We start from the raw sequence: 25840 nt of genomic DNA on the forward strand, positions 1-25840 counted from the left end.
GCTGTCAAGCGATTGCGGCCGCATCCCCGGCGGAAACTTGGATACATGGCGATCGGCGTAAGTCAATCGTCGCCAAGGTTGTGATCATTCACTCGTGGAGCCCGGGTCGACGTCGTTGCGAAAGAGCGGGTCGGACTCCGGGATGACGTGCAGGACCACGGTGTCGGAGCTGTACGGCCTGGTCATCATGACGCGATGGCCGTCCTCGATCCGTTCTGGGCCCACAGGTGTGCCGACACCGGTTCCATCGGGATTGCCCTGCACCAAGACGTATTGAATCTTGAGTCCACGCCGCTCCAGTTCGGGCCTGACCTCCGCGACCGTCTTGCCACGCACCGGATACCCGTCCACGGTGGAGGTGTCGACGGTTTCGTTGACGGTGGACACCCTGGCATAGGGTTCCCCGGGCGCGGCCTCCCGGCCGATGCTCAGAGAGATCTTCCCGGTGTAGCCCTTGGAGAAGGTCACTTCTCCGCACCAGGCCGATCCGCAGGGGCCTTCAGGCCGGTACGACACCCCCGTACCCGGGGGCAGCTCGCCCACCAGGTCCGGGCCGAACATCTTGCCCACCAGCTGCGGCGGCACGGGAATCCTGTCCACGACGGCATCCAGTCCGACGGCCCGGAACGCTTCCACGAAGGTCGTCGTATCGGCGTTCGGGTCGTTGACGACGACGGTGAGGTGGTCGTCGGTCCGTTTCAGCGATACGGCCGCGTTGGCGTACTCGGTGACGGAACCGAACCGGGGCCACCCGAATCCGACGACCAGCGCAGTCGTCAGCGCGACGGCGAATGCGCCCAGTGTCAGGCGGCGCCGGACCACTGAACGCCGGCGCGGCACGGCGGCCGGTTCCCGTGCCTCCGACATGATCGATTCCATCAGCGCGCGCGCCCCGGCGCCCGAGACCTGTCCGGCCGGATCCCGGGCCACGTCCTCGTCCCGCACCCGTGCGAGGTCGGCGATGTTCACAGCGTGTTCCCTTCGACGGCGACGGAGCCCACATGGTTGATTCCGGCCTTGGCCAAGCCGCGTGCGAGGCGCCTGCGGGCGCGGTAAAGCCTGACGGCCGCGGTGTTGCGGGAGATGCCGAGAACGCGGGCGATTTCGCGTGTGCCCAAGTTCTCCCAGGCGACGAGGGTCAGCAGTTCCCTGTCGTCGTCCGACAGGCTCCGCAGAACCCTCCCGACCTGTGAGTAGTCCTCGACGGGTGGTTCGCCGAGGACGGGGGAGGCGGCCAGCTGCTCGCGTAACGCCGCCGTCCGCTGTTCGTGCCTGCGTTCACCGCGCCGATGATTGGCGAGCACCCGCCGGGCCACGCCGAACAGCCAGAGCCGGGCGTCGTCGCCCGCAGGTACTTCGTCGATCCGCCGCCAGGCGACCGTGAACGTCTCGGCGACGACATCGGTGGCGTCGTCGGGATCGGGGCAACGGCGCAGGGCGTACCCGAGGATGGCGCCGTAGGTGGATTCGTAGATCTCCACGAACCGGCGCTCGGGGTCCCTTCCCATCCGGTCTCCTCACGTGAGTGGTCAGTAACCACCCCATGTCCGGATATCTCTATCTATTACCGGCCAAGGACGTCCTACATCCACGGCGGCCCTCTTGATGAACCAACGGGGATCTTTCGTTCGTCATCTTCCTGGTGCCGAAGGGCGATCTCCCTATGGTGCGGACATCGCTTTCTTGTCGGAAGCGAGGGCACCTGGTCGCCATAGTGAGGAGAGAGCCAAGGTGGATAGCCCTGATCTGACCGGCGCCGAGTTCCGTAAGGCCAGCTCATGTGCGATGGCGATGTGTGTCAGGGTGGCCACCAACGTGACCGGAGTGGTCGCGGTTCGGGATGGCAAGAACCCTTCCGGTCCGGTTCTGACCTTTACCCCCAGCGAGTGGACCGCGTTCGTCACAGGTGTCCGCAACGGCGAATTCGAAGTATGAGCCGCGCGGCCGGGATCTGACGGCTGATCCCGGCGGTTGTCTGTCAGCGCAACCGGCGATGTGGCCCTGTTACGTCGGCCACATCGCCGGGCGAATTCACCGAACCGATCATGGTCGGGTGCCGCTTGAGCCGGAGCGACCGGCTGTGTAGCGGCTGTACCCCCAGACGAGCAGTACGGCTACCGCCGCGGAGATGATGTAATACCAGAAAGCGCTGCCGGTTCCCATGATGCTGCGCGTCACAAACCCCCCGATCAACGCGCCGATGACCCCGAGCAGCAGAGTCATCCACCAAGACATCGGGTTCTCTCCGGGGACGATCAGACGAGCGATGGCTCCGATGACGAGGCCGATGATAAGAAACCAGATGAGGCTGAGCATACGAACCAGCCTCCCCCCTGTCGTAGGACAACCCCCGCGGCGTATATGCCCGGTATCGTCCCAGCTCACACGGGGGGACAGACCGGTTCACGAAACCTGTTCGGCGCAACCCCAAAGTACCGCTACACTTGCTCATGCACCGGGCGGTCGTAGCTCAATGGATAGAGCATCTGACTACGGATCAGAAGGTTAGGGGTTCGAATCCTCTCGACCGCGCCACCCAAGAAGGCTCCTGAGTCGGCTTACGCCCTCAGGAGCCTTTCTCGTTGCAGCGCCCAACCGAGCGTCTCCGTGGGACCCCAACCTGTTCGACCCCGTGCCCAATGCAGTGGGGACTAAAGGGGACCGGGGAATTGCGGGAATCCGCTAGTCCATGCCGTCCATGCTGAACCAGTGGGATTCGTCCGACTCCGTAGGCACACCGGCTTCCGTGAACCAGCCCGCGACGCGGTCGCGGTTCTCCTTTATCGCGATGCCGTCCTCGAGGTCGCCCCGTTCGACGAGGAGGGCCATGCAGGCCGTGAGCCGGTCCTCCAGGTCCTCGGACGGCTCGGCGACGCGGCCGGTACGGGATTCGAAGAACCTGACCAGGGCGGGGAGCGAGCTGTACGGGGTGTGCACGACGTAGCGGTACTCGCCGCCGCCGTCGCCGGGCCGGGACATGTACTCGTATTCCTCCTCGAAGGAGATCCCGCGGCGCGCGTCGTCGGGGTTGACGTGCAGCCGGAGATCGAAGTAGCGGCCCGCTTCGCGGCGGTGGCTGGAGAGCAGCGTCTTCGATCGCGTGTTGTCACCGGTGGGGTTGGCGATCACAGGCTTGCCGTTTCCGTGTTCATCGGACGAAGCTAGCAAAGAGATCGGTACGGCCGGAGGCCTTGTGGCTGAGTGCCCTGAAGTCGCTCCTCACGAGAGGTGCCCGCCGTAGCGGACAGAGCTTGCAGTGCTCAACCGGACTCTTTCCGGCACCCGTAGGAGCCAAGGGGTTGTTTCAGATGAGAAAAGGCCCACCCCGGAGGAGCTGAGCCGGGGTGGGCCTTTCCGTTTCCAGGGTCGTGCGGCGCCGTCCCTACGTCCGCCGCCTATCCGATTCTTGATCGTTTCGGCGTGCCCCGGAACTCGGATGCGGTCTCAGTCGGCCAGGAAGGCGGCCAGCGCGGGAGCCAGGGCTTCGGCGCTCACGTTGTGCGTCTGGTCGGGCAGTTCACGCAGCTCGGCGTGGGGGATGCGGGAGGCCGCCGCACGGGCCGCGTTCGCGAGCCACGACTCGCTCGCTCCGCCGTACAGCACGAGGGTGGGCATGGCGATGGCGGACCAGCGGTCCTGCGGGAGGGGGTGGCCCGACATCGTGCCCGCCATGAAGCGGCCGTCGTAGGCGATGGTCGGGGCGACGGCCTGCAGCGCGGTCCAGATGGGGGCGCTTTTCATCCCGGTGACGAACTCCGCGGGCACGCCGGCCGCCGCGGTGAAGAACAGTTCCAGAACCTTGTCGCGACGTCCCTCGGCGGCGAACGCGTCCAGGCGCGCCACGTAGTCGTCGGGCAGGGGCGGACGGCCGTCGTCGACCACGAACGGAGGCTCGTACAGGGCCAGCCGGGTGATCGGCAGCTCGGCGGCGGCCGCATCCATGGCGAGTACCGCGCCTGAGGAGAAGCCGCAGACGTGGGCCGTCCCGCCCACCTCGGCGATGAGCGCCGCCAGGTCCTCGATTTCGCGGTCTGTGCTGTACGGGGCGGTGTCACCGCTGTCTCCGCGACCTCTGCGATCGTAGGTGTAGACCGTATGGGACGCGCCGAGCAGATCGCCGAGCAGGGGTCCGAGCGGATTGATCGCCCGATGTGAGGTGGCGCCGTCCACCAGGATGAGGGGCGTGCCGTCGCCGATGCTCTCGAAGGCGATGGGGGTGCCATCCTTGGACGTGATGGTGTTCATGGCTGTTCTTTCTGGGATGGGATGTCACTTACAGGCGTAGGTCAGCGCGATCACGCCGGAGTCGAAGGTGCGCTTCTCGACCGGCGTCAGCGTGATCTTTTCCGGTGTATCGGGGAACAGACGGGCACCCGACCCCAGCACGATGGGGAAGACCATGAGTCGCAGCTCGTCCACGAGGCCCCGCGTCAACAACTCCTGGACGAGTGAGCGACTGCCATGGACGAAGATGTGCCGGTGGCCGCCCTGGCGTTTGAGCGCCTCGACCTTGTCGGTCAGGTCGCCCTTGAGCAGGGAGGAGTTCCACGGCAGCGGCTTGTGCAACGTGCTGGACACCACATACTTGGGCAGCGCGTTCATCCGGCCGGCGAACTCGCCCGTCATGGTGGGCCAGGTGGCGGCGAACCCCTCGTAGGTGACCCGGCCGAGCAGCAGGGCCGAGGTCTCCAGCAACTCTTCGTACCGGTGTGCATCGTGTTCGGGGGAGTCATGCTCCAGCACCCAGCCGGCGTGCCGGAAACCTGCTTCGACGCCGGGAGCTTGCATCACCCCGTCGAGCGACACGAACTCTGACACGATCAGCTTCCGCACGGTGACCTCCTCGCCTTGTTTCCCCGTCGGCCGATTCGGTGTTTTCGGTCGGCCAGGTGACTGTGACTGGGAGGTTAGATGGGAACAAGTGTTCAGGTCTTGTACAGAAGCGACAGCGGTTCCGCCGCGTCCGGATCGCTTAGCTGCGTGGCGGTCCGCCCGACGTACCGGGTCAGCGAGCGTGCCAGGTGCGGTTGGTCAAAGTATCCGAGCCGATGGACCACGTCATGGCTCGGCACACCCTCCCGGATCAGGACCGCGGCCTGTCTGGCCCGATTGATCTGCCGGACGGCACCCCGGGTGAGCCCGGTCGCCGCCAGGAAGCGTCGTTGGAGCGTACGTTCGGACACGTCCGGCGACACGCCGGCGAGCACCGAGGCGACGATCGGATCGCGCACCAGGACACCCTCACGCACCATTCGCCGTACGAACGCCTCGGCGTTGTCGTAGTCGGGCAGGCGCCAGACGGAGCCCTTCAACCGGAACGATCTCTGTGTCGCATCCGGAATCTGCACGCCACCGTCGACGAGCCGATCGACCGGAAGATGCGGCATCGAAGTGCCGAGCGAGAAGCTGATCCCGAAAAATGTGGCCTCATCGGGGACGTGGGCGGCACTCGTCCCGGACTCCGGCCCTTTGACGGACACGTTGACCTGGCCGCGGTGCTCCCAGAAGACCAGGTCCCAATGCGCCGTCGCGATCGACGTCATCCGGTCGACGCCACGGCTCCTGCTCCGCCACACCCGTTCGATGTACGGCGAATCGGCTGATCGGCTCTCGACCTCCAAGCCCATCCGCGTCGTTCCCCTCACTCCGTCCGTGCCACTCAGCGGGTAGCAGTGCAAGTTCGCTTTTCTGAGCCTATGTCGAGACATCGCTGGCGACAGCTCAGGCAGGCCTTCACCGAATCGGTACGACCGGTCAGGTGTCGATGGCACCGGTGGGGGATGAGGCGAACACGCATGCGAAAGACATGATTCCGGATACTCTGCCGGACGTGCGGCGATTGATCACGTCTAGAGGGGTATGGGGTGCGCTTGCGGTTGCCGGTCTGGCAGTGATCGCCGTGTTGTTACTGCGTTCCCGCAGACGACCGGCGTTTCAGCGCCCTGTCCGGCAAAAGCAGACGGTTTCCGAAGAGGCGTCTCCTGTTCAGGTGGCGAGTGAACCGCGTTGGCGCCCGGTCCTGGGTGTTCCCACCGCAGCCGATCTCGAGCGATACGCCGTCAAGCCGTCCACCTTCCGCTCCGTCGTCGAGGGCTTCTTCGAATCGCGGGATGAAATCGCCCGGCGACGGTTGAGACGCTGGGGCATCGCCGGAATCGCGTTTCTCCTCCTGGTAGGAGGGGCGCAGATTCTCGAAACCGTAACGTTCGCCAAAGAGCCGGCGGTGGAGACCGTCGAGCGGTTCCCCAGTAGGCAACCAGCCGAGGGAATATGCGACGGGAACCCTTTGGGTGACTATGACTCCTGCTATTCGGACGAGCTCGTGGACATCGGCTCCTCGGACGACTATGGCTACTCGGACGACTACGGCTACTCGGAGCCCGTGTCCGACCTGCCGACGCCGTCCCCGGCGGACGAGCCGACTCCGGACACGCACTGCAGGCCCGGTACCGGTGCCCCGAAGGTGCGACCGCTCAATCCTCAGGTGACCAAAGCGGTGAATCGGCAGTGGCGCCGGATCGAGGCGTGGCTGAAGACCAACGCTCCCAAGACCTACCGAACGCTCGGCAAACCCGCGAAGGCCAAGACGATCGCGGTGGCGGAGACGCAGATGGGTCTGCGGTTCCCCGACGACCTGCGGGCCTCGCTGCTGAGGCACGACGGAGCCGTTTCCGCGAAGGACACCTGGAAGTTCGGCTTCCTGGGCAATGGGAGCATGAGGGTCCGGGAGATCCGTGACATCTGGCGCCTGATGTGCAAGATCAACGCTGAGGAGGATGGGGAATTCCCCGACCCGAGGACGGGATGGTGGAGCGGGCGAATGATCCCCTTCGGCGAGGACGGAGGGGGCGACCACCTCATCATCGACTCGGCGAAACGCGACGTCGGGAAAAGCAATCACGAGGGCACGATGAGCTTCACCCCCGGAGGGATCCGGCTTCGCTCGTACTACGCCCTGCTGAAAGCCACCGCGGACGCGATGGAGACCGGCGGGTCCATCGGCTACTGGAAGCCCGTAGCGGCCGACGGGCGACTGGACTGGGAGAGTCGCTGAACCGTCCCGGGGAGGGTGGACACAGCGCAGGTCGATCTGTCACCATCCAGGCATGATCTTAAGGAGGCTTGACGCCATCGAAGTTCGGTGAGCGCGCACATCCAGCGGGAAGCCGCTGAAATCCGTGAAGAATGGCTGGGCCGGTTGCTGTCGACCTCGCCCGCCGACCGTCCGGCCGCAGAGGCCGCAATCTCCGGGCTGTATCGCCTGATCGGGCTCCCCCCACCGCGTTTCCACTGGGCTGCGTCGCCGGTCACGGCACTGATGACCGTCCCGCCGGGGGTACGGCTCCGCCCGTACGAAACCGTCGATCGCATGTTCGAATGGCAGCTGCCGCCGCGGTTGTCGAGCCTGATGCGAGTGCTTTGCCTGGACCTGGACCACCAGGTGAGGTGGTTTCGGCGTTCGATGGGCGAGTGGATTCGCCGGGAAGTCCGCACCTCGCTGGAGCGATCCGCCCACTCGCTCAGCATGCCGCTCCGGGCGGTGCACGACTGGTCGAGTCGGACAGACCTCTGGTATGCCACCCAGGGTGTCGCCTGGGTCGCCCACTACGACACCCTCCGCCGGGCCGCAGGTGTGGTCTTCACCCCGGAACACACCTGGCAGCTTGATCTGTGGGTCACTTTGTCCAGGTCATGCGGTTGGTGGTGGCCCCGAAGGGATCTGTGTGTCGTCGCCGAACGACCTGTGGCGATCCACACGGAGGTGAGCGGTGACAACGGTGAAGTGCGGCTGCACCGTGGGGACGGTCCCGCATTGCGGTACGCGGACGGCTGGGAGGTGCATGCCTGGCACGGGACGCAGGTGCCCTCCTGGGTGATCACGGATCCGAGCGTCGATCGGATCATGAGAGAGGCCAACATCGAGGTCAGACGGTGTGCCATCGAGCGCATCGGCTGGGATTCCTATATCGAGGAGGCCGGGTTGCGGCTGGTCGCCTCCGTGGCGGACCCCGGTAATCCCGGCTCCGAATTGCACCTTTACCACTTTCGCCCGGAGACCAAGGTGCTCTTGGTGGTCAACGGTTCCGTCGAACGCGACGGACGGCGGCGTCGGTACGGGCTGACCGTGCCGGGCTATCTGGACGACCCGATGGAAGCCGCCGCCTGGACCTACGGGCTCCCCGCCGAGCAGTACTCCCTTCTGGCCCGACGAACCTGAGGTGATCTTCATGACTGTGACTCTCGCCATGCTGGCCCAGCAGACCGGGCTCGCCGTACTCGACCATCTTGAGCATTCGGCGCGCATCCCCGTCGTCGACGGACTCCAAGCCCAGGGCGACCTCCTCGTCATCCCGCTCTCCATGATCGCCTCGGCGGTGGCACCCGGGCCGAACGCCCGTTGGACGGAGGTCGGCCCGGAGGGGATCGAACTGCTTCGCGGTGCCGCCGGGGGAAACCCGCATACCCTTGTCGCCGACCCCGGCACCTGCCGGTGGACGGCCGGCGTGTCGGACTCCGCCCTGCTGGCCATCGGCCTTTTCGAGGCTTCGGCCGTCGTCTACCTGCTTCATCCCGAGCATGGGGCCACGGGCTGCCCGCCCGGCACCTATGTCGTACGGCGCCAGCGCGAGCACGAAGGCCGCCGCGCCCGCCTGGTCGCCGACTGATCCGACCGGCCTTGGCGGGTGAGTGAACCGGATTCGAGCGGGGTACGGGCTGCGCACCGATCTCGACTGCCGACGGCTCGGAGGCCCATCCCGATCCCGGTATGGGCCTCTCGCCGGAGCTCGCGACGGCGTGGGAGGTCGTCAGTTCCTGTTCTTCTCGAAATACCTACCAAACTGGGCGTTACTCGAAAAAGTTAGACGTGTACAGACACGTCATGGGAATCGATCCGGAAGACCTCCTCGGTGAGCGGGCCAAGCGGCTGGAGAGCGAGCTGAGTGATCGCAGGTATCAGGAGGAGCTGCGGCGGATCCATCGGCTTGGGCTCCCGCCGGCGGATTCCATTCAGGACAAGGAGCTCGCCTCCACGTTCCAGCGGGGCGAGCTGCCGCACTTCTCCGGGATCAACACCTTCCTCAAGGCCCCGTACCTGGAGGACGTCACCAAGGTGGGCGAGCACGAGGTCGCGGTGGTGGGGGCGCCCCTGGACACCGGGACGACCTACCGGCCGGGGCCCAGGTTCGGACCGCAGGGGATGCGGCTCATCTCCTCCTTGTACACGCCCTACTACTTCGAGATGGGGGTGGACCTCCGGGAACAGCTCGACATCGTGGATGTGGGGGACATCTTCATCACCCCGGCCAATCTGGAGAAGGCATTCGATCAGATCACCAAAGGCGTCGAACACCTGGTGTCGAACGGGGTCTTCCCCGTCATCCTCGGGGGCGACCATTCGATCGGGTTTCCGACGTCGCGGGGGGTGATGAACGCCTTCGGGAAGAAGATCGGCGTCATTCACTTCGACCGGCACCTCGACACGCAGAAGCGTGACCTGGACGAGCGCATGCACACCACCCCCTGGTACTGGGCGGCGCACGAGCTCCACTTCGACATGGGCAACCTCGTCCAGATCGGCATCGGCGGCTGGCAGGTGCCTCGGCCCGGGGTGAAACACGCCCGCGAGGGCGGCTCCTTGGTGATCACGGTGGAGGACGTCGAACGGATGGGCCTCGACGCGGTGGCGGATCTCGCGTTGGAGGTCGCCTGGAGCAATGGGGCGGAAGGCGTCTTCCTCTCGTTCGACATCGATGCGGTGGACCCGGGATTCGCGCCGGGTACAGGCTGGCCGGAGCCCGGCGGGCTGTACCCCAGAGAGGTGCTCAAACTGGTCCGGAGGTTCGCCGCGGAGGGTCTGCTCGGCATGGAGGTGGTGGAGGTCTCGCCGCCGTACGACAGCTCGGACGTCACCTCGCTACTCGGCGTCCGGCTGATCTGCGAGGTTCTGGCCTCCTCGGTCGCCGCCGGCAAACTGGGCCGCAACCGTCGGGGTGACCCGCAGACCCAGCGCGCCCGCGAGATCGACGAGCGGCGGCCTGCCGACTAGCCGCAGCGGGACCGTCGTCGGCTGGAACATCGGGAATCGGTGGACCGGCTCAGAGGATGATGAAGGTTTCGCTTGGAGTTGGACCAGGGCCAAAAGGATTCTCTTCCGTTTCACTTGGAGTTGGACCAGGGCCAAAAGGATTCTCTTCCGTTTCGCTTGGAGTTGGCGAAGGCGTTGGGGAATAAGTCGGAGGATCACAGGGCGGGATCCGGGGGGCAGGGATTGGCAGGCTCACACGGAAGCGGGGAATATGCCCGTGCCTGGTATCTCCCCAGGAGATCCGAACCCACTGATCGCTGGTGAATCTTTCCACCTCATGGGTGGTGCTTGCTCCTGTTATATGGCAGAGAACTCCTACGGAACTTCCATTAAGAAGTTTGATTAGGTCGCCATTGGGATGCCTCAGGAGGAAGGAGGTTATCTGCTGGGGGTATTCGAAGACGGCGATGGATTTATGAATATATTCCGCACTTATACGGGCGGCAATACCGGGAAGTACCGAGGCCACGGATTGTGAAGGCGCAGGGGATGGCTGAGGCTGGAAGGGGGTAAGCGAGGGGCGTGGTGTCACCGTTTCCGAGGCAGTCGGTCCCGGAGGCTGCTTCTTGCAGTTCTCACCGGAGCAGGTCACATTGATGATCACCACGATTAGCCCGATGAGGGCCGCGGCCACGGTTCCGATCGCTCCGATGGTCTGCCCCGTGACCGTCGTCCGATGGTATTGCTCCGCGGATATATGACCCGCTGGGAGGTACCCGGCGTGGGCGATGGGGGTGGTCATGGGTGAGTGGGTGGGGCCGGGTGCCGGGGGCGGGGTCACCGGATTGTCCGACCTGTTCTTCCGCACCGTATCGATCGCTTTGCGGGCTATGTAGATCACAGCGCCGGCCACGGCGGCGCCGATGCCGAGGTCCCAGCCCCGTCTGCTGTCCATGTCCTCCCCATGTGGTGCTATCCGTGGATCACTTTTCCGCCCGCGCTTCGTCGTCGCACCACCTGACTAGCAGCACACACCTCCGATAACCCCATTAAATTACGTAATTTCGAAAGTTCTGATATGTCCAGGGATATGTAAGGTCTGGTATTGATCAATGAGCGGCGGGCGCGCTGCGTTGCGATGCGATCGTGGGGATGAGATTGGGAGCATGGGGCTCATACGATGGCGGATCTTCCCCGGAACAACGGGGTGGAGAGCGTCTTCCCCTCCTTCGATACCGACGCTATGGGGCCATGGGGCAGGCTTGGTCCCGGTAGGACTGTGCGCGAACCGGTCTGACCGGCGGGGTGGGGTGCGCCGATTCGGACCAGGGTTGGGGGTCGGGTGGTCAGCGCCGGATTGCCGCGATCACCACGACGATGATGACGATGATCACGACGGGGACTCCCATCGCGAAGAGTACGATCGCCAGTTCGGCCAGTCCCTTCATGCTTTGCCTCCTTTGGTTGCCTTGATCGGGAGATTCGTCGCCTGGATCAGGAGACTCTCTGCCGGTGGAGGAGGCACGCCATGGCGATGGTCAAGGCGATGCCGGCCGGGAAGTGACCGGTAAGGGCGGCGCCGACCGATATCTGCACGGCTACTCCTCGGCCGTTGTTGCTGTCGGAGTATCTGAATAACAGCGCCGTTCCTAATCAACCCCATCAAAAGATGGAGTCTCTCCAAAACTCCTCGTCTAGCAGACGAGTGCCCGTTTGGGAGCCCGGAGATCCGAGAGCACCCATGCCTGAAGATTTCTGGCACGGGCGCTCTTGAACTTGCATAGGTTCGATGAAGGGCGCCCGTCGTGGCCGGACTTCCGAGGTGATGTCTGTGAAACTCGCACTGCTCTCCGGCGAGTACTCCGTCTGCGGGCTGCCCGCAGGCTCCGCCGTACTCGTCCCGCCGGGCCCTGCCGAGCTGTACGGGGTGATCGTCACAGTGGACGAGGTCTCGGTTGTGTGCGCCGCGGGCGAGGAGCCCGAAGGAGCCAAGGTGGAGAGCGGCTGGAGCGCACTGAGGGTGGTGGGGCAGCTGGACTTCTCGCTCGTCGGCATCCTGTCCGCATTGACGGCGCCGCTGGCGGAGGCGGGGGTCTCGGTGTTCGCGCTGTCCACGTTCGACACCGACTACCTGCTGGTCCGGACGGCCGACCTACCGCGGGCCGTGGAGGCGCTGCGGGCTCGGGGATACACGATCTGACCGTGCGGGTGAGCGCCTGGGCCACCCCTCGCGGCGATGCGGCCGAACTCGACGGATACGCTCGATGGCGATGTATCGACTTCTTTTCACGCACGTGCTCAGGCGGGTTCCCGCGGAGACGGTGCACCACGCGACGTTTGTCCTGCTTCGTATCGTCGGGGCGGTCCCCGGCCTGCGGTGGCTGATCCATCGTCTGCTGGCGCCGCGGAGCCCCGCCTTGCAGGTGCGCGCGTTCGGGCTGACCTTCCCCGGCCCGCTCGGCCTGGCGGCCGGGTTCGACAAGGACGCCATGGCCTGCGACGCGCTGGCGGCGTTCGGGTTCGGCCATGTCGAGGTCGGTACGGTGACGTCCCGCGCTCAGCCGGGTAACCCCAAGCCTCGCCTGTTCCGGCTGGTCGAGGACCAGGCGGTGCTGAATCGGATGGGGTTCCCCAGCCAGGGGGCGGCCAAGGCCGGGGTACGGCTGCGCGCCCGGAACCGCGCGCACGGGCTGATCGGGGTCAACATCGGCAAGACCAAGATCGTGCCTGAAGACGAGGCGGTGGCCGACTACGTGCTGAGCACGAAGCTGGTCGCCAGGTTCGCCGACTACCTTGTGGTCAACGTGAGCTCGCCCAACACCCCGGGCCTGCGTGACCTGCAGTCGGTGGCCAAGCTCAGGCCGCTGCTGAGCGCGGTGAAGGAGACGACCGACCGACCGCTCCTGGTGAAGATCGCACCCGATCTGGCGGACGAGGACGTCGACGCGGTCGCGGACCTCGCCCTGGAGCTCGGACTCGACGGCGTCATCGCCACCAACACCACGATCTCCCGGGCGAACCTCAAGTCCTCCACGGAGGAGGTGGAGCGGCTCGGCGCGGGAGGGCTCTCCGGGGCGCCGCTCAAACAGCGGTCGCTTGACGTGCTGCGACGACTCCGGGGCCGGGTCGGCGACCGGCTGGTTCTGGTCTCAGTCGGGGGGGTTGAGACGGCCGACGACGTCTGGGATCGCCTGAAGGCCGGCGCGACCCTGGTCCAGGCCTACTCGGGAATGATCTACGGAGGGCCGCTCTGGCCGCATCGGATCCATCGGGATCTTGAGCGCAGGCTCCGGTCCGAAGGGCTGAAGAGCCTTCAGGACCTGATCGGACAGGATTCCTGATCAGGTCGCACGGCAACCTATAGGGCGCGGCGTCCGCCGAACGAGCATGCGGAGCCCGTACCGGATCCGCATGTCGACCGGCTGGGAGTCGATCGTTCGCGGCCTCCTCGAAGCCTCGCGACGGACTCACGTGCCAAGGCCCGCGAGAAGTGCGGGCTGTCGTGAGAGCGCCGACAGGCGCTTGTCGGCGGATTTTTTCCGGCCGAGTGTTCGCCACCGAGGTGGTCCGGCCCTGGGGCGGTGTTCACCCAGGCCATGGGTGATACGGGTACTTGTTCGCACAATCTGGAGTCATCCGTCACCGGTGAAAATCGGGTGACAGTTCACCCCACTTGCGGGAATGTTGGGGGCGGGCGATGAGTTTTGTCGGTGGTGCCGGTCAAACTCTGCATGACCACAACTTCCTGCAAGACCCAAGGCTGGGACACCAGCGATGACGACGCCATGTCCGACAACCCCTGATTGAGGTACCGTGCCCAGCCAACAACTCGACCATCTCGACGCGTCTGACAAGGCCACGACCACCGTTTCAGGGCGTACCCCGGCCGTGGTCCGGCTCCTGGTGCTCGCCACCTTCGTGGTCATCCTCAACGAGACGATCCTGATCAACGCGATCCCGCCGCTGATGACCGCGCTGGACATCACCGAGCAGACCGCGCAATGGCTTTCGACCGCCTTCCTGCTGACCATGGCCGCCGTCATCCCGATCACCGGGTGGTTCCTGCAGCGGGTGTCCACGCGCAGCGCGTACACCACCGCCATGGGCTTGTTCCTGCTCGGCACGGCGTTGGCCGCCGTGGCGCCCTCGTTCGAGGTGCTGCTGGGCGCCCGTGTCGTCCAGGCGTCCGGGACGGCGGTGATGATGCCGCTGCTGATGACCACCCTGATGCAGGTGGTGCCCGAGTCGGACCGGGGCCGGGTGATGGGGAACGTCACCCTGGCCATCTCGGTGGCGCCCGCCATGGGCCCGGCGGTCTCGGGGGCGATCCTCCACTTCGGGTCCTGGCGGCTGCTGTTCGTCGTGGTGTTCCCCATCGCCGCGCTGATCGCATGGCAGGGCCTGAAGCATCTCAAGAACGTCGGGGAGTCCAAGTTCAGCACCATCGACTGGTTGAGCGTGGTGACCGCGGCCGCCGGTTTCGCCGGCCTGGTGTACGGGCTCAGCCGGTTCGAGGGTGGGGACGTCCGCGTCGCCGCCGCGATCGTGGCGACGGGCCTGCTCACCATCGCCGTCTTCGTCCTCCGCCAGCTGTCGTTGCAGAAGCGCGGCGTGCCGCTGCTGGACCTGCGCACCCTGCGCCATCGCACCTACACGGTCGCGCTGATCATGATGGCCACGGCTTTCATGTCGATGTTCGGTTCGATGGTCCTGCTGCCGCTGTACCTGCAGAACGTTCGCGGCCTCAGCGTCTTGGAGACCGGACTCCTGGTGATGCCGGGCGGCCTCGCCATGGGGCTGCTCGGGCCGACCGTCGGCCGCCTGTTCGACCGGTTCGGCGGCCGGGTGCTGGTCATCCCCGGCGCGATCGGGATCACGCTCGCGCTCGCCGGCTTCACCCAGATCACGATGACCATGCCGTACTGGCAGATCCTCGGGCTGCACGTGCTGCTGATGCTGAGCCTGGCCGCGTCCTTCACCCCGGTGTTCACGCTCGGGCTCGGGGCGGTTCCCCCGCCGCTCTACTCCCACGCCAGCTCGATCCTGGGCACGCTGCAGCAGGTCTTCGGGGCCATCGGCACCGCGCTCGTGATCACGGTGATGAGCGCGCGAGCGGAGACCCTCAAGGTCTCGGGAGCCACGGAAGCGCTCGCCAACCTCGGCGGCATGCGGCTGGCGTTCATCATCGGCGCGGGGCTGTCCCTAATCGTGATCGTCACCGCTCTGCTGCTCCCGGCCCGGGCCGAGAGCACCGGCGAGTTCACGGGGGCCGGCCACTGAATCCGGTGTGATGAACGCGGCGGCGATCCGCCCGGCGAGCCGTTCGAGGAGCGGCCCGGCCTCGGCCATGCACCGCCGTAGGTCGGGCTCGACCTCGGTCAGCGCGTACGCGGCCTCGATGCCGGCCGCCCGCAGCTCCTCGTCGTCCACCGAGCGTCGGCCGCAGACCGCCACGACCGGCACACCGTGCCTGGCCGCGGCGGCTGCGACGCCCACGGGGGCCTTGCCACGCAGCGTCTGCTCGTCGATCGAGCCCTCGCCGGTGATCACCAGGCGGGCGCCCTGCACGTGCCGGTCGAAGTCCACCAGGTCCAGCAGGTAGCCGATACCCGGCCGGATCGTCGCCGCCAGGAAGGTCAGCGCGCCGAATCCCACGCCGCCGGCGGCTCCCGTGCCCGGCCGTCCGGCCGGATCCGTCGCACTCGCGACGCCGCCGCGCTCGGCGGTGTCGTCCACCAGCCCAGGGGTGCGCGCGGCGACGGCCGCCAGCCGGGCCAGGCCGGCCTCCAGCACGGCCACGTCGCCGGGGGTCGCGCCCTTCTGCGGGCCGTACACGGCCGCAGCGCCGTCCGGCCCGAGCAGCGGGTTGTCCACGTCGCTCGCCACGACGACTTCGAAGCCGCGGAGCCGGCCGGAGACGTCGATCGCGTGCAGGTCGCGCAGCGCGGCTCCCCCCGGCGGCAGGTCGTTCCCGGCCGCGTCCAGCATCCGCACGCCGAGCGCCCGGACCAGGCCGGCGCCTCCGTCGGTGCAGGCGCTGCCGCCGAGGCCGAGCACGATCCGCGTCGCACCGTGCCGTACGGCGTGGGCGACGAGCTCGCCGGTGCCGCGGCTCGTGGCGGTCAGCGGCTCGGGGGCGGCCCCCTCCGGCAGCCGCCGCAGGCCCGACGCCTCGGCCAGTTCGATCACCGCGACCCGGCCGTCCGGCTCGTCGCGTACGGCGTAGGCCGCACGGACCCGCTCGCCGACCGGCCCGGTCACCTCCGTCTCGACGCGGGTGAACCCGCTCGCGACCACGGCGTCGACGGTGCCGTCGCCGCCGTCGGCGACCGGGAGCCGGACGACGGGCACGCGCCCCGAAACGGCGGTACGCAGCCCGGCGGCCACGTGGGCGGCCACCTCGGGGGAGGTCAGTGACCCGCGGAACTTGTCCGGCGCGACGATGACCTGCCCTGCCGTAATCCCTGTCATGTCAGGTCCCTCCCGCTGATCGTCACCCGAAGGGCGTTTCCAAAACGGCCCACCCGTATGGGCGGGCGAGAAGGCGAACCCCTTGGTTTCAGCTGCCGTCGTGCAGATCGGGTCGGCCTTTCGGCTGCGCACCCGGTCGGCGGGATGCACACCGATGCGTCGTTGAAGGCCATGATCGACCAGTGGCCGGCCATCGGCATATCCGGCCGCGGCCCGTGTCCGGAACCGGAGGCAGACTGCCGGCGATCCGCACCGGTGATGTCGGGCATAACCTGAAACGGGACTCCAGTTGATCTTCCTGCTCGGTCGCAAGACGATCTATGAGAGTCCCGTTGCCTGCCGTCAGGTCGTGACGAACAGCCGATCGGTTCACACGCACCGCGTGGTCACCTTGGATCGGCTGCCGGTCGTCTCAAACGACGCGCACCTGGTTGGCGACGCTGCCGATGCCCTCCACGTGCACCGTCACCGTGTCGCCGTCCTGGATCAGGAGCGGGGGTTTGCGGGCGAAGCCCACACCCGGCGGAGTGCCCGTCAGGATCAGGTCCCCCGGTTCGAGCGTCATGTAGCGGGAAACGTAGGAGATGATCTCCGCCACGGAGAAGATCATCTCGGCCGTCGAACAGTCCTGCACGACCTGGTCGTTCAGCCGGGTGGTGATGCGCAGTGCCTGAGGGTCTTCGACATCTTCGGCGAGCACCACGATCGGCGAGGCCGGGCAGAAACCGTCGGCGGACTTGCCACGGAGCCATTGACCGTCGGAGAACTGGGCGTCCCGCGCCGACAGGTCGTTCGCCGCGACGTAGCCGAGGACATGGTCGAGCGCCTCGTCCGGGGGGACGTTGCTCGCCCGGCTCCCGATCACGACGGCCAACTCCCCCTCATAGTCGAGCCGGCCGGAGATGTCGCTCGGTACCTCGACGACGGCGCCGTCGGCGCGCAGCGTGTTGGGGAACTTCGCGAACAGGAGCGGCTTGGCGGGGGCCTGCACCCCCGACTCGTCCGCGTGGTCGAGGTAGTTGAGACCGACGCACAGGATCTTCGAAGGGTTCGCGACCGGCGCGAGCAGTTCGAGGTCGTCGACCGGAACCTGCACGTCGTCACCGTCCGCGCGCCATGCACCGGTGTGCAGCGCCTCCCGCAGGACGTCGGCGGCGGGGTGCTCGGACTCGGTCGCGAGCACCGTCGCCTTGCCGTCCGAGATCCGGACGAGCACGACCTGGCCGCCCAGACGAGCGCGCGCCAGACCTCGGATCGAGGCCGCCGTCACCGGCTCACCCCGGCGATCCGCCGAGCCTCCTCGACGTTCGCGATCGGGCGGCCGATCTGCTGGGCCATCTTGACGACGACCTCCACCAACTCGGCGTTGCTGCGCGAGGCCTCACCGCCGGGCAGGTAGGGGTTGTCCTCCCAGCCGACACGGACGTGGCCGCCCAGCGCGATGGCGAGCGGCAGCAGCTTCCACTGCGCGACCGGGTCCATCACACTGACGTTCCAGTTCGTGTTCGGCGGGAGGTGGTTGACCATGTACATGAGCGCGTCCGGGGTCGGCGGCGTCCATGCGCCACCCGCCCAGCCGAAGAACAGGGTGGCCCACGCCTTCTCCTTCAGCAGGCCCTGCCGCCGGACGTACTCAAGGTTCCAGAACGCTCCGGTGTAGAAGCACTCGATCTCCGGCTTCACCCCGTGCGCCTCCGCCGCGGTGACGAACTCCACGAGCTCGTCCCGCGGGTGCAGGGAGTACATCTCGTTGGCGGGGTAGGCCGGGTCGGGCTGGAAGTACTCGTCGTGCACGTTGAAGGCGTAGGACATCATGTCGGGCCTGAGCGACATCAGCTCGACCTTCTCCGGAAGCCGGGCGCTGGCGATGCCGAACTGCATGATCGGATCGGTGCCCACGGTCCGGATCTTCTCGGTGAGATCCCTCCAGCCGTCGAAGTCGATCTTCGACAGCTTCTTGCCGTCGGCCTGGATGGCGTCCTCCAGGTAGTGAACACCGTGGTGGTGGACCAGCGTCGCACCCGCGTTCACCGAGTCGATGTACTCCTGGGCGACCTTGTCGGTGTCCTCGATGGCCGGCATGCCCTTGTAGCCGGGATAGGACATCGTGCTGTCGGCCGTCACGGTGATGATCAGGGGATCCATGGGGTCTCCTTGTTGGTTTCTCTGCACATTGGGAGGTGGTTCGGGGGTGATGCGGGCAGCCTCGGATCGCGCCACGCCCTGGACGGGCGGGCGCGGCTCGGGTCGGACCGCTTAGAGCGTGACGGGCGAGCCCGTGGCCACCGACTCGTAGGCGAGCTCGATGATGCGCACCGCGTACGCGCCGTCCTCGGGCGCGACGGCGGTCGGCTCGTCCTTCGCGATCGAACGGGCGAAGCTCTCGATCCCGGCTGAGATCGAGTTGTACTTCCAGGTACGCGGCTCGTAGGCCGTACCGGGCAACGGCGAGCCGGCATGGTCGCGCTTGCCCCGGAAAATCATGGCCGGCGGGTTCTGGTGCTGGTCGACGACGATGAGCCCTTCGGTCCCGTGCACCTCGAGGCGCTCGTTCCACGGCCCACCGGAGGTGAAGGTGGACTCGACGGAGAAGAGCGCGCCCGAACGCATTCGGCCGCATACGATCGACCAGTCCTCGACCTGGCTGGCGTCGACGAGTCGCTCGGAAAGCGCCCTGAGCGAGGCGACTTCACCGAACATCCACTTCAGCAGGTAGAAGGAGTGCGCACCGGCGTCGATGATGGTGCCGCCGCCCGAGCCGTCCTGGCGTCCCTTCCACAGTTTCGGGTTGCCGAGCCGTTCGAACTCATTGCCGCTGATGAGGGTACGGACGAGTGTCACGTCCCCGATCTCGCCGCCGGTGATGGCGTCCAGGGCCGCCTGGTAGGCGGGGATGAACCGCGTGTTCTCGTTGACGGTGAACTTGAGACCCTTGTCGGCCGCGAGGGTGACGAGTTCGCGCGCGTGCGCGGCGTCGACGGTCATGGGCTTCTCGATCAGAACGTGCTTGCCCGCTTCCAGGAACTCGCGCGCGACCTTGTAGTGCACGTTGTGGGGAAGCACGAGGTCGACGGCCTGGACTCGATCGTCCTCCAGGAGCCGGCGGTAGTCGGTGCCGGCCTCCGCACCGAGGGACTCCGCCGTCCGTACGGCGACGGCCTCGTCCAGGTCGCAGACGACCACGGCCTCCAGGCCGTCCGCCCGCCGGTAGGCGAGGTGGTGGGCGAGCTGGTAGATCTCGCCGAGGCCGACGACGCCGAAGCGTACCGGTCCGGTCACTGGTCAGCACCCCCTTCGAGGCGTTCGCGAACGATGCGCCGGTTGTGGGTGAGCGATGCCATCACCCGTGATTCGTGCCGGAAGACGGCCACCGACACGACGCCGTCGAACCCGACCTCACGGAGGGCGTCGAACACCTCGTCCCAGTCGATGTCGCCCTGTCCGATGTCGAGGTGCTGGTGGTTGCGCACCCCGGGACTTCCGGGATTGAGGAAGGTACGGCCGGGCAGCAGGGTGTCCGCCAGGTGGACGTGGTCCATGGTGTCGCCCGCGTAGGTGATGATGTCGCGGTTGACGTTCTTGAAGTGACCACGCTCGTCTTCCACACCGGTGAGGTAGAACGTGTGCGGCACGCAGTGCAGGTAGGTGACGTGGTCGCTCTGCAGTCCCCGGATGAAGTCGACGGCTCCGATGCCGGATTCCACCCAGTCGCCCGGATGTGGTTCGAGCGCGAGCGTGATGCCCTCGGACTCCGCCAGCGGCAGCACCTCCGCCAGGGAGCGGCGCATCGCGGCCTCGCCGGCCTGCGGGGTGGACGGATGTCCGGTGAACTCGGAGTTGATGCGGTCGCAGCCCAGGTCGACGGCGAGCTGGATGGTCTGCTTCCAGTAGCCGACCGCGGCCTGCCGGATGTCCTCCTCCGAGCTTCCCCAGGCCTGCTCGATGAAGATGGACGCGATCTCGACGCCGTGGGTCTTCGACGCCTCCGCGATCTCGGCGATCTTCGCCTTCGACGCCCGTCTGCCGCCGTAGCTCGGCATCACGTCGGGCCGTGGCGAGAGCTCCAGATAGTCGAAGCCCGCCTCCCGCACAGTCGAGAACACTGTGTCGATTGGCTGTGGACGCAGCATCCACGTATCGGTTGCGATCTTCATCTCAGTTCCTCACTGATCGTTGTGCCTGTCTGCGAAGGCTTCTTCGTCTGTTGCCCACCGGCCCCGGGCCGGCGCAGCGCCTCGTGCGTGATGAGGACCCGGCCGTGTGCTTGACCGCTTCGCAGGCGAGCAAGTGCTTCGTTGACGCGATCGAGCGGGTACTCCTCGTCCAGCGGAGGAGTGATGACGCCCTCGGCGAGCAGCCGCAGCGCGTCGTGCTGATCGCTCCGATCGCCGTTGCGCGAACCGACGATCTCCAGCTCGCGCTGGGCGATGGTCGTCGAGCTGATGCCGGGGAAGTCGGGTTCCTCGCCGACCACGACGATCCGACCACGACGGCGCACATACCGGGCGGCGTCGGCCATCGACGTCGACGATCCGACCAGGTCGATCACCAGGTCCACGCCGTCGGCGGCGTCGGCGGCACCGGCTCGGGACTCGGCCCAGGCATGAAGAACCGGCACGCGGTCCGCCGCGGACGCCGACACGGTGTGGTCGGCCCCGTTGCGGATCGCGAGCGCCAGGTTCTCCTCGCGCACGTCGACGGCCGCGGCCGACACATCGGCGTCGACCAGGAGCTGGAGGAGGATCTGCCCGATACCGCCCGCGCCGATCACGACCGCGGTCCGTACCGGTGTCACCGTGCCGCGACGGAAGGCGTGCACGGCCGTGACGACCGCGCAGCTCGAAAGCCCCGCGACCCTGGGATCGAGTCCAGCGGGAACCTTCAGGAGGTTCCGGGCAGGTGCGGCGAAGTACTCCGCGAAGCCCCCCGGCAGCGTCACACCCAGGATCCCGCGCAGGTGCAGCGCCTGCGCGTCGGCGCCGGCCCGGGTGAAGCGGCAGTCCCTGTCCGCGACGAACAGATGGGGCACGACCACCTCGCCGACGTCTACCTCCGACACCGCCGAGCCGCGTTCGACCACGATGCCCGCGGGTTCGTGGCCCATGATGTGCGGCAGTTCGGGCACATAGGCCAAGCCGTCTTGGATGTGCAGGTCGGTACGGCAGACGCCGCTGGACAGCGTCCGTACCAGAACCTCATCGGGCCCGATCGAAGGGACGGGTACCTCGCGGATCTCCAGCGGCCGATCGATCCCGGTCAGGAGCGCGGCGCGCATGGTGGCACTCACCGCCACCGCTCCGCCCACCCTTCGAAGAAGCGGGTCGCCGCTTCGGCGGTCGACTCGTAGTACCCGTAGCACCCCTCGGTGGTCACCAGGGTCGGCAGACGAAGCCCGGCGATACGGCGGCCGAGGACGCCGAAGTGCTCCACCTCCAGGCGGAGCAGACCGAACCCCTGCTCCCGATGGGCGTCGTAGCCCAAGGCGAGGACGAGATACCTGGGTTCGAAGCGGCCGATCGCCTCCAGCGCCGTCTCAAGCGCGGGCGCGTAGACGTCGAACCCCGAGCCGGTGGGCAGCGGGAGGTTGAGGTTGGTGTGGGGCGCGCCCGAGCCTCCGGTCTCCTCCGCGAATCCGGCGACGTGCGGCCAGCCCTCGGCGTGGATCGAGACCGTCAGAACCGACGGGTCGTCGTAGAACACCGCCTGGGTGCCGTTCCCGTGGTCCTGGTCGATGTCGAGTACGGCGACCCGGCCGCTGCGGGAAAGCTCGCGCGCCGCGATGGCGGCGTTCGCGAACAGGCAGAGACCGCCGCCCACGGTGGGCAGGGCGTGGTGACCCGGAGGCCGGGACGGCACGAGTATCAACGCCGGATCCGCGGTTCGCGCGGCGACCGTGTCCGCGAGCCATCCGGCCCCCTGCCGGCACGCGGCCGCACTTCGCAGCGCTCCCTCGCACACCGCGGGTGTGGCCCGCGTGACCTCGTCGAAGAAGTACTGCGTGTGCCGCCCCTCGAAGGTGCGCGGCTCGGACACCCGGAGCTCGGGAAGCGCGACGACGTTCAGGGGGAACTTCGTGGCGCCCTCCGGTCGCCGGCTGCCGTCCCTGACGAAGTCGACGTACTCGCGGCTGTGCACGCTCAGCGCCGCCGTCTCGTCGTCCTCCTCCGGCACGAGCCGCTTCGCGGTCGGGAACGTTCCACGGTAGGCCGCCAACGTCGCCGTGACCGATGTCGGGTAGACGAGGTCGGGAAACTCCTGGTGTTCGACATAGGGGTCGGTCATCTCGGCGATGACCGCGGTCACGTCTACGGTGTTCATGAGGACCCCAATCGGCTCAGCGCCACCTTCACGGCGCGCACGAGCCAAGCGATGACGAACCGGAGGAGTACGGCGGCCGCCCCCGCTCCAAGCAGGACGACGGCGACCACGGCTGTCCTCGGGCTCACTTCGAGTTTGATGTCTTGGAACATCCGCAGCGGCAGCGTCACCGCCGTCGGCCCCGACATGAAGGTGGCGACGACGACGTCGTCGAACGCGGCGAGGAAGGAGAACACGAAACCGCTGATCAGTGCCGGGCGCAGCGCGGGCAGCAGGACGTGCCGGAGCACCGAGAGGGAACCCGCGCCGAGGCTCCGCGCGGCGTTCTCCAGGCGATGGTCGAGGTTGCGCAGCGCCGCCGCCGTGATGGAGACCGAGAAGGGCAGTCCCAGGACCACATACGGCAGGATCAGGCCCAGATTCGTGCCGACAAGGCCGTGCGGCGCCACGAGGACGAAGAATCCGAGACTGTAGATCATCGGGGGGACGATCAGCGGCATCGCGACCAGGATCGCGATCGGCAGCCGCGGGCGCTGCGGGCCCCGTACCAGACCGAAGGCCCCGAAGCCGCCGATGACGACGCTGATCACAGCGGCGGTGGAGGCGATACCCAGGCTGAGGAACGTGGAGCCGAGCCACGCCTCGTCGGCGAAGTAGTCGGCGAACCACCGGGTGGAGTACTCCTCCGGCGGGAACGTCAGGTACGTCGCGTCGCTGAAGGACCAGATGGCCACGACGATCAATGGCGTGACGAGCAGTGCCGCGCCCAGGATCCAGCCGCACAGCAGGATGGGCAGGCGCAGCCGCCCGACGAGGTCGAGACCGGTGTCGAGCATCCGCGCGCGCAGGGCACGCAGCTTCTCCCGCCGTTCGTCCGGGTCCGCGCCACCGCAACGAGGACGACGGCCGGGCCGTTCGGCCGCCGCCGTCGACTCGGTGCCCCCGACGGAGAGTGAAGGCGCGAGATAGCGGAAGAGGACGACGAACAGCAGCAGGACGATCAGCAGGAGCAGTACGGCCTGCGTCGCGGCCCCGGCCGGATCGACGAGGTTGGAGAACTGCACGAGGATGGACTGCGCGATGAGGGCGTCGCCGGGCCCGCCGAGCAGCGCGGGCGTCACGTAGAAGCCGAGCGTGCTGATGAAGACCAGCGCGGCGGACGCCAGGACCGCCGACGAGGTGGCCGGCCGGTACACGTGCCAGTGCGCGACGGCGGGTGAGGCCCCCAGGCTCTGCGCGGCGCGCACCGGGGCGCGGTCGATGTCGCTTATCACGCTGTAGATCGGCAACAGCGCCAGCGGCAGCAGGATCTGCACGGTCCCGATCAGCATCCCGATCTGGTTGAACACCAGCTCGGGGGGATTCTCGACACCGACCAGCGCGAGCGTCCGGGCGACGAGCCCGCCCGGCGCGAGGATCGCGATCCAGGCGTAGGAGCGGATCAGGATGCTCGTGAAGTACGGCACGAGCACCACAACCATCAGCACGCCGCGCAGCCGCTTGGGCATCCGGGTGAGCGCGTAGGCCATGCAGTACCCGAGCGCGACACAGATCGCGGTCGAGAGCGCGGCGATGACCAGGGTACGGCGCATCGCCCGCCAGAAGACCGGCGAGGTCACCTGCTCGCGGTAGTTCTCCAGCGAGAATCCCTGCCCGCTGCGGAAGCTGTCGGCCAGCAGCGAGAACAGCGGGACGACGAACAGCAGAATCAGGACTGCGAGGAGCGGCACGAGCGTGAGCCACCGGCGGTCCGGCCGACGCCGCAGGCGGGCGGCCAGACCACCGGTGAACCGCTCCGCGGAGCTGTCGACCGACATGGATCTCCTAGATCGAGGTCGTCTTGAGCGCAGACACGTCGTGGACTACTTCGAGACCCACGCTTGCCAGCGCTCGATGGCGACTTCCTCGTTGCTCTTGTCCGTCCCCGGGGCCTTCGCCGTCCACCAGGCGTAGTCCTGGGTCACGGCGTTCGCCACGTTCCCCGGCGAGGTCGGCAGCAGGGCGGCACGCTCGGGGGAGAGCAGGTCGAACGCCGCGGAGTTTGCCGGCGAGTAGGGGATCGCGTTCGCGAAGTCCGCCTGGGGCTGCGCCTCCATCATGAAGGCCATGAGCTTCTGCGCGTTCGCGGCGTTCTTGGCGCCCTTGAGGATGGTCCAGTTGTCGTACTGCAGGATCGACTGGTTCCACGTGCTGGCCACCGGCACGCCCTTTTCCTGGGCGCCGGCGACGCGGCCGTTCCATGCGCTGGTGACCGCCACCTGACCACCGGTGAGCAGCTGGATGGGCTCGGCGCCGGTCTCCCAGAACTTCACCAGGTTCGGCTTGAGCCGGTCCAGGCTCTTGAACACCCGGTCGTAGTCGATCGGATAGAGGTCCTTCGGTGCCACGCCGTCGGCCATCGCGGCGATCTCGAACGTCGCACCGCCGGCACCCCATGCGCCCGGGGCGAGGGTCCGCTTCCCGGGGAACTTGCCGACGTCCCAGAAGTCCGCCCACGAGGTCAGTGCCTTGTCGCCGAGCTTGGCGGTACTCCAGGACGGGACGATGGAGATGTAGAAGGCCGGCACCGCGTCGTCGGAGGCCTTCACCGGGGAGATCTTGTCCCGGACGCCTTCCTTCCACAGCGTGTAGTCGATCGGCTCGATCGCCGCGTTGTCACGGAACCGCTGAAGCCCCGCGGCGTTGATGTTCAGGATGTCGTAGGCCGGGGCGCCGGCCTTGACGCCCGAGAGCACGACGGCGGCGTCGAACTCACCGGAGGCGAGCACGACATCGATTCCCGTCTGCTTCTCAAACGGGTCGAAGAACGCCTTCTTCATCGCCTTGCCCAGGTCGCCGCCGGGATCGGGGACGATGACCTGGCCGGCGGCGGAAGGGGAAGCGCTTCCTGCCGAGGTGTCGCCGCCTCCACAGGCGGCGGTCGCGAGCAGCGTGCTGACCGCCACCACCGCTCCCAGCGCGGTCTTCCGAGAAAACTTCATCAGCCGAACCTTTCTGTCGTGCAGATCTGACGCGGATCGGAGC

24 protein-coding genes and 1 tRNA gene are annotated in these 25840 nt (G+C 67.2%); 9 read left to right on the forward strand and 16 right to left on the reverse strand.

Translation table 11 applies throughout. The annotated features are described in order from the left end of the window. Positions 1–84: 84 nt before the first annotated feature. Complete coding sequence (locus RUR_RS35685) at positions 85–969, reverse strand: hypothetical protein (RefSeq protein ID WP_283139645.1); 885 nt, start codon at positions 967–969, stop codon at positions 85–87. Beyond that, positions 966–1508: an RNA polymerase sigma factor gene (locus RUR_RS35690; RefSeq protein WP_283139646.1), complete on the reverse strand. Its 543-nt coding sequence runs from the start codon at positions 1506–1508 to the stop codon at positions 966–968. Before RUR_RS35690 ends, RUR_RS35685 begins: the two co-directional genes overlap by 4 nt. 223 nt (positions 1509–1731) lie before the next feature. Here RUR_RS35690 and RUR_RS35695 point away from each other — a divergent pair, with 223 nt between their 5' ends. Next, entirely contained in the window at positions 1732–1935 is a 204-nt protein-coding gene (locus tag RUR_RS35695; RefSeq protein WP_283139647.1) for a DUF397 domain-containing protein, read from the forward strand. Positions 1936–2043: 108 nt separating this feature from the next. Here RUR_RS35695 and RUR_RS35700 read toward each other — a convergent pair whose 3' ends face one another. After that, positions 2044–2316, reverse strand: a complete 273-nt coding sequence (locus tag RUR_RS35700; RefSeq protein ID WP_283139648.1) for a GlsB/YeaQ/YmgE family stress response membrane protein — start codon at positions 2314–2316, stop codon at positions 2044–2046. 143 nt (positions 2317–2459) lie between these two features. Between RUR_RS35700 and RUR_RS35705 the strand changes: the two genes are divergently transcribed. Continuing rightward, a tRNA-Arg gene (locus tag RUR_RS35705) sits at positions 2460–2535 on the forward strand. Between the two features lie 147 nt (positions 2536–2682). On the opposite strand, the gene RUR_RS35710 is transcribed toward RUR_RS35705, so the two are convergent. The 4 genes from RUR_RS35710 to RUR_RS35725 form a co-directional block, all read right to left on the reverse strand. Beyond that, positions 2683–3129 (reverse strand): hypothetical protein, encoded by a 447-nt coding sequence (locus RUR_RS35710; protein WP_283139649.1) that lies wholly within the window; start codon positions 3127–3129, stop codon positions 2683–2685. 315 nt (positions 3130–3444) lie between these two features. Then, a complete protein-coding gene (locus tag RUR_RS35715) occupies positions 3445–4245 on the reverse strand; it encodes an alpha/beta fold hydrolase (protein ID WP_283139650.1) in 801 nt (266 codons plus the stop codon). A 24-nt stretch (positions 4246–4269) separates the two neighbouring features. Then, complete coding sequence (locus RUR_RS35720; RefSeq protein WP_283139651.1) at positions 4270–4833, reverse strand: dihydrofolate reductase family protein; 564 nt, start codon at positions 4831–4833, stop codon at positions 4270–4272. Between the two features lie 92 nt (positions 4834–4925). Beyond that, positions 4926–5627 (reverse strand): helix-turn-helix domain-containing protein, encoded by a 702-nt coding sequence (locus RUR_RS35725; protein ID WP_283139652.1) that lies wholly within the window; start codon positions 5625–5627, stop codon positions 4926–4928. Between the two features lie 137 nt (positions 5628–5764). Between RUR_RS35725 and RUR_RS35730 the strand changes: the two genes are divergently transcribed. The 7 genes from RUR_RS35730 (at position 5765) to RUR_RS35760 (ending at position 15307) form a co-directional block, all read left to right on the forward strand. After that, entirely contained in the window at positions 5765–7054 is a 1290-nt protein-coding gene (locus RUR_RS35730; RefSeq protein ID WP_283139888.1) for an SMI1/KNR4 family protein, read from the forward strand. A gap of 87 nt (positions 7055–7141) precedes the next feature. Continuing rightward, positions 7142–8218 carry a DUF6745 domain-containing protein gene (locus tag RUR_RS35735; protein ID WP_283139653.1) on the forward strand — a complete coding sequence of 359 codons (1077 nt, stop codon included), beginning with the start codon at positions 7142–7144 and terminating at the stop codon, positions 8216–8218. A 10-nt stretch (positions 8219–8228) separates the two neighbouring features. Next, positions 8229–8666: a hypothetical protein gene (locus RUR_RS35740; protein ID WP_283139654.1), complete on the forward strand. Its 438-nt coding sequence runs from the start codon at positions 8229–8231 to the stop codon at positions 8664–8666. Positions 8667–8881: 215 nt separating this feature from the next. Continuing rightward, a complete protein-coding gene (locus RUR_RS35745; protein WP_283139655.1) occupies positions 8882–10048 on the forward strand; it encodes an agmatinase family protein in 1167 nt (388 codons plus the stop codon). 1810 nt (positions 10049–11858) lie between these two features. Next, a complete protein-coding gene (locus RUR_RS35750; protein WP_428847046.1) occupies positions 11859–12227 on the forward strand; it encodes an ACT domain-containing protein in 369 nt (122 codons plus the stop codon). A 70-nt stretch (positions 12228–12297) separates the two neighbouring features. Continuing rightward, complete coding sequence (locus RUR_RS35755; protein ID WP_283139657.1) at positions 12298–13368, forward strand: quinone-dependent dihydroorotate dehydrogenase; 1071 nt, start codon at positions 12298–12300, stop codon at positions 13366–13368. A 472-nt stretch (positions 13369–13840) separates the two neighbouring features. Beyond that, complete coding sequence (locus RUR_RS35760; RefSeq protein WP_283139658.1) at positions 13841–15307, forward strand: MDR family MFS transporter; 1467 nt, start codon at positions 13841–13843, stop codon at positions 15305–15307. Here the strand turns inward: RUR_RS35760 and RUR_RS35765 are convergent. The 9 genes from RUR_RS35765 to RUR_RS35805 form a co-directional block, all read right to left on the reverse strand. Further along, on the reverse strand, positions 15230–16498 hold the full coding sequence (locus RUR_RS35765) for a glycerate kinase (protein WP_283139659.1): 1269 nt from the start codon (positions 16496–16498) through the stop codon (positions 15230–15232). The genes RUR_RS35760 and RUR_RS35765 overlap by 78 nt on opposite strands. Positions 16499–16910: 412 nt before the next feature. Beyond that, the gene (locus tag RUR_RS35770) at positions 16911–17768 is read right to left on the reverse strand and encodes a fumarylacetoacetate hydrolase family protein (RefSeq protein WP_283139660.1); all 858 of its coding nucleotides are present in this window, start codon (positions 17766–17768) and stop codon (positions 16911–16913) included. Continuing rightward, a complete protein-coding gene (locus RUR_RS35775; protein WP_283139661.1) occupies positions 17765–18643 on the reverse strand; it encodes a beta-keto acid cleavage family enzyme in 879 nt (292 codons plus the stop codon). Before RUR_RS35775 ends, RUR_RS35770 begins: the two co-directional genes overlap by 4 nt. 111 nt (positions 18644–18754) lie before the next feature. Further along, positions 18755–19777, reverse strand: coding sequence for a Gfo/Idh/MocA family protein (locus RUR_RS35780; protein ID WP_283139662.1), 1023 nt, complete (start codon positions 19775–19777; stop codon positions 18755–18757). Further along, positions 19774–20601, reverse strand: coding sequence for a sugar phosphate isomerase/epimerase family protein (locus tag RUR_RS35785; protein WP_283139663.1), 828 nt, complete (start codon positions 20599–20601; stop codon positions 19774–19776). Before RUR_RS35785 ends, RUR_RS35780 begins: the two co-directional genes overlap by 4 nt. A gap of 47 nt (positions 20602–20648) precedes the next feature. Continuing rightward, positions 20649–21785, reverse strand: a complete 1137-nt coding sequence (locus RUR_RS35790; protein ID WP_283139664.1) for an alcohol dehydrogenase catalytic domain-containing protein — start codon at positions 21783–21785, stop codon at positions 20649–20651. Further along, positions 21782–22816: an arginase family protein gene (locus RUR_RS35795; protein WP_283139665.1), complete on the reverse strand. Its 1035-nt coding sequence runs from the start codon at positions 22814–22816 to the stop codon at positions 21782–21784. Before RUR_RS35795 ends, RUR_RS35790 begins: the two co-directional genes overlap by 4 nt. Beyond that, positions 22813–24633 carry an ABC transporter permease gene (locus RUR_RS35800; protein WP_283139666.1) on the reverse strand — a complete coding sequence of 607 codons (1821 nt, stop codon included), beginning with the start codon at positions 24631–24633 and terminating at the stop codon, positions 22813–22815. Before RUR_RS35800 ends, RUR_RS35795 begins: the two co-directional genes overlap by 4 nt. A 45-nt stretch (positions 24634–24678) precedes the next feature. Further along, complete coding sequence (locus RUR_RS35805) at positions 24679–25797, reverse strand: ABC transporter substrate-binding protein (RefSeq protein WP_283139667.1); 1119 nt, start codon at positions 25795–25797, stop codon at positions 24679–24681. Between the last annotated feature and the right edge of the window lie 43 nt (positions 25798–25840).

This window comes from Rhizohabitans arisaemae (genome assembly GCF_025996515.1).
Taxonomy (GTDB): domain Bacteria; phylum Actinomycetota; class Actinomycetes; order Streptosporangiales; family Streptosporangiaceae; genus Rhizohabitans; species Rhizohabitans arisaemae.

Coding starts and splice junctions, on each gene's coding strand:
- RUR_RS35795 (WP_283139665.1), bottom strand. CDS start 22,816: ATGAACACCGTAGACGTGACCGCGGTCATCGCCGAGATGACCGACCCC.
- RUR_RS35755 (WP_283139657.1), top strand. CDS start 12,298: ATGTATCGACTTCTTTTCACGCACGTGCTCAGGCGGGTTCCCGCGGAG.
- RUR_RS35690 (WP_283139646.1), bottom strand. CDS start 1,508: ATGGGAAGGGACCCCGAGCGCCGGTTCGTGGAGATCTACGAATCCACC.
- RUR_RS35745 (WP_283139655.1), top strand. CDS start 8,882: ATGGGAATCGATCCGGAAGACCTCCTCGGTGAGCGGGCCAAGCGGCTG.
- RUR_RS35765 (WP_283139659.1), bottom strand. CDS start 16,498: ATGACAGGGATTACGGCAGGGCAGGTCATCGTCGCGCCGGACAAGTTC.
- RUR_RS35775 (WP_283139661.1), bottom strand. CDS start 18,643: ATGGATCCCCTGATCATCACCGTGACGGCCGACAGCACGATGTCCTAT.
- RUR_RS35730 (WP_283139888.1), top strand. CDS start 5,765: ATGGCACCGGTGGGGGATGAGGCGAACACGCATGCGAAAGACATGATT.
- RUR_RS35700 (WP_283139648.1), bottom strand. CDS start 2,316: ATGCTCAGCCTCATCTGGTTTCTTATCATCGGCCTCGTCATCGGAGCC.
- RUR_RS35805 (WP_283139667.1), bottom strand. CDS start 25,797: ATGAAGTTTTCTCGGAAGACCGCGCTGGGAGCGGTGGTGGCGGTCAGC.
- RUR_RS35800 (WP_283139666.1), bottom strand. CDS start 24,633: ATGTCGGTCGACAGCTCCGCGGAGCGGTTCACCGGTGGTCTGGCCGCC.
- RUR_RS35740 (WP_283139654.1), top strand. CDS start 8,229: ATGACTGTGACTCTCGCCATGCTGGCCCAGCAGACCGGGCTCGCCGTA.
- RUR_RS35715 (WP_283139650.1), bottom strand. CDS start 4,245: ATGAACACCATCACGTCCAAGGATGGCACCCCCATCGCCTTCGAGAGC.
- RUR_RS35725 (WP_283139652.1), bottom strand. CDS start 5,627: ATGGGCTTGGAGGTCGAGAGCCGATCAGCCGATTCGCCGTACATCGAA.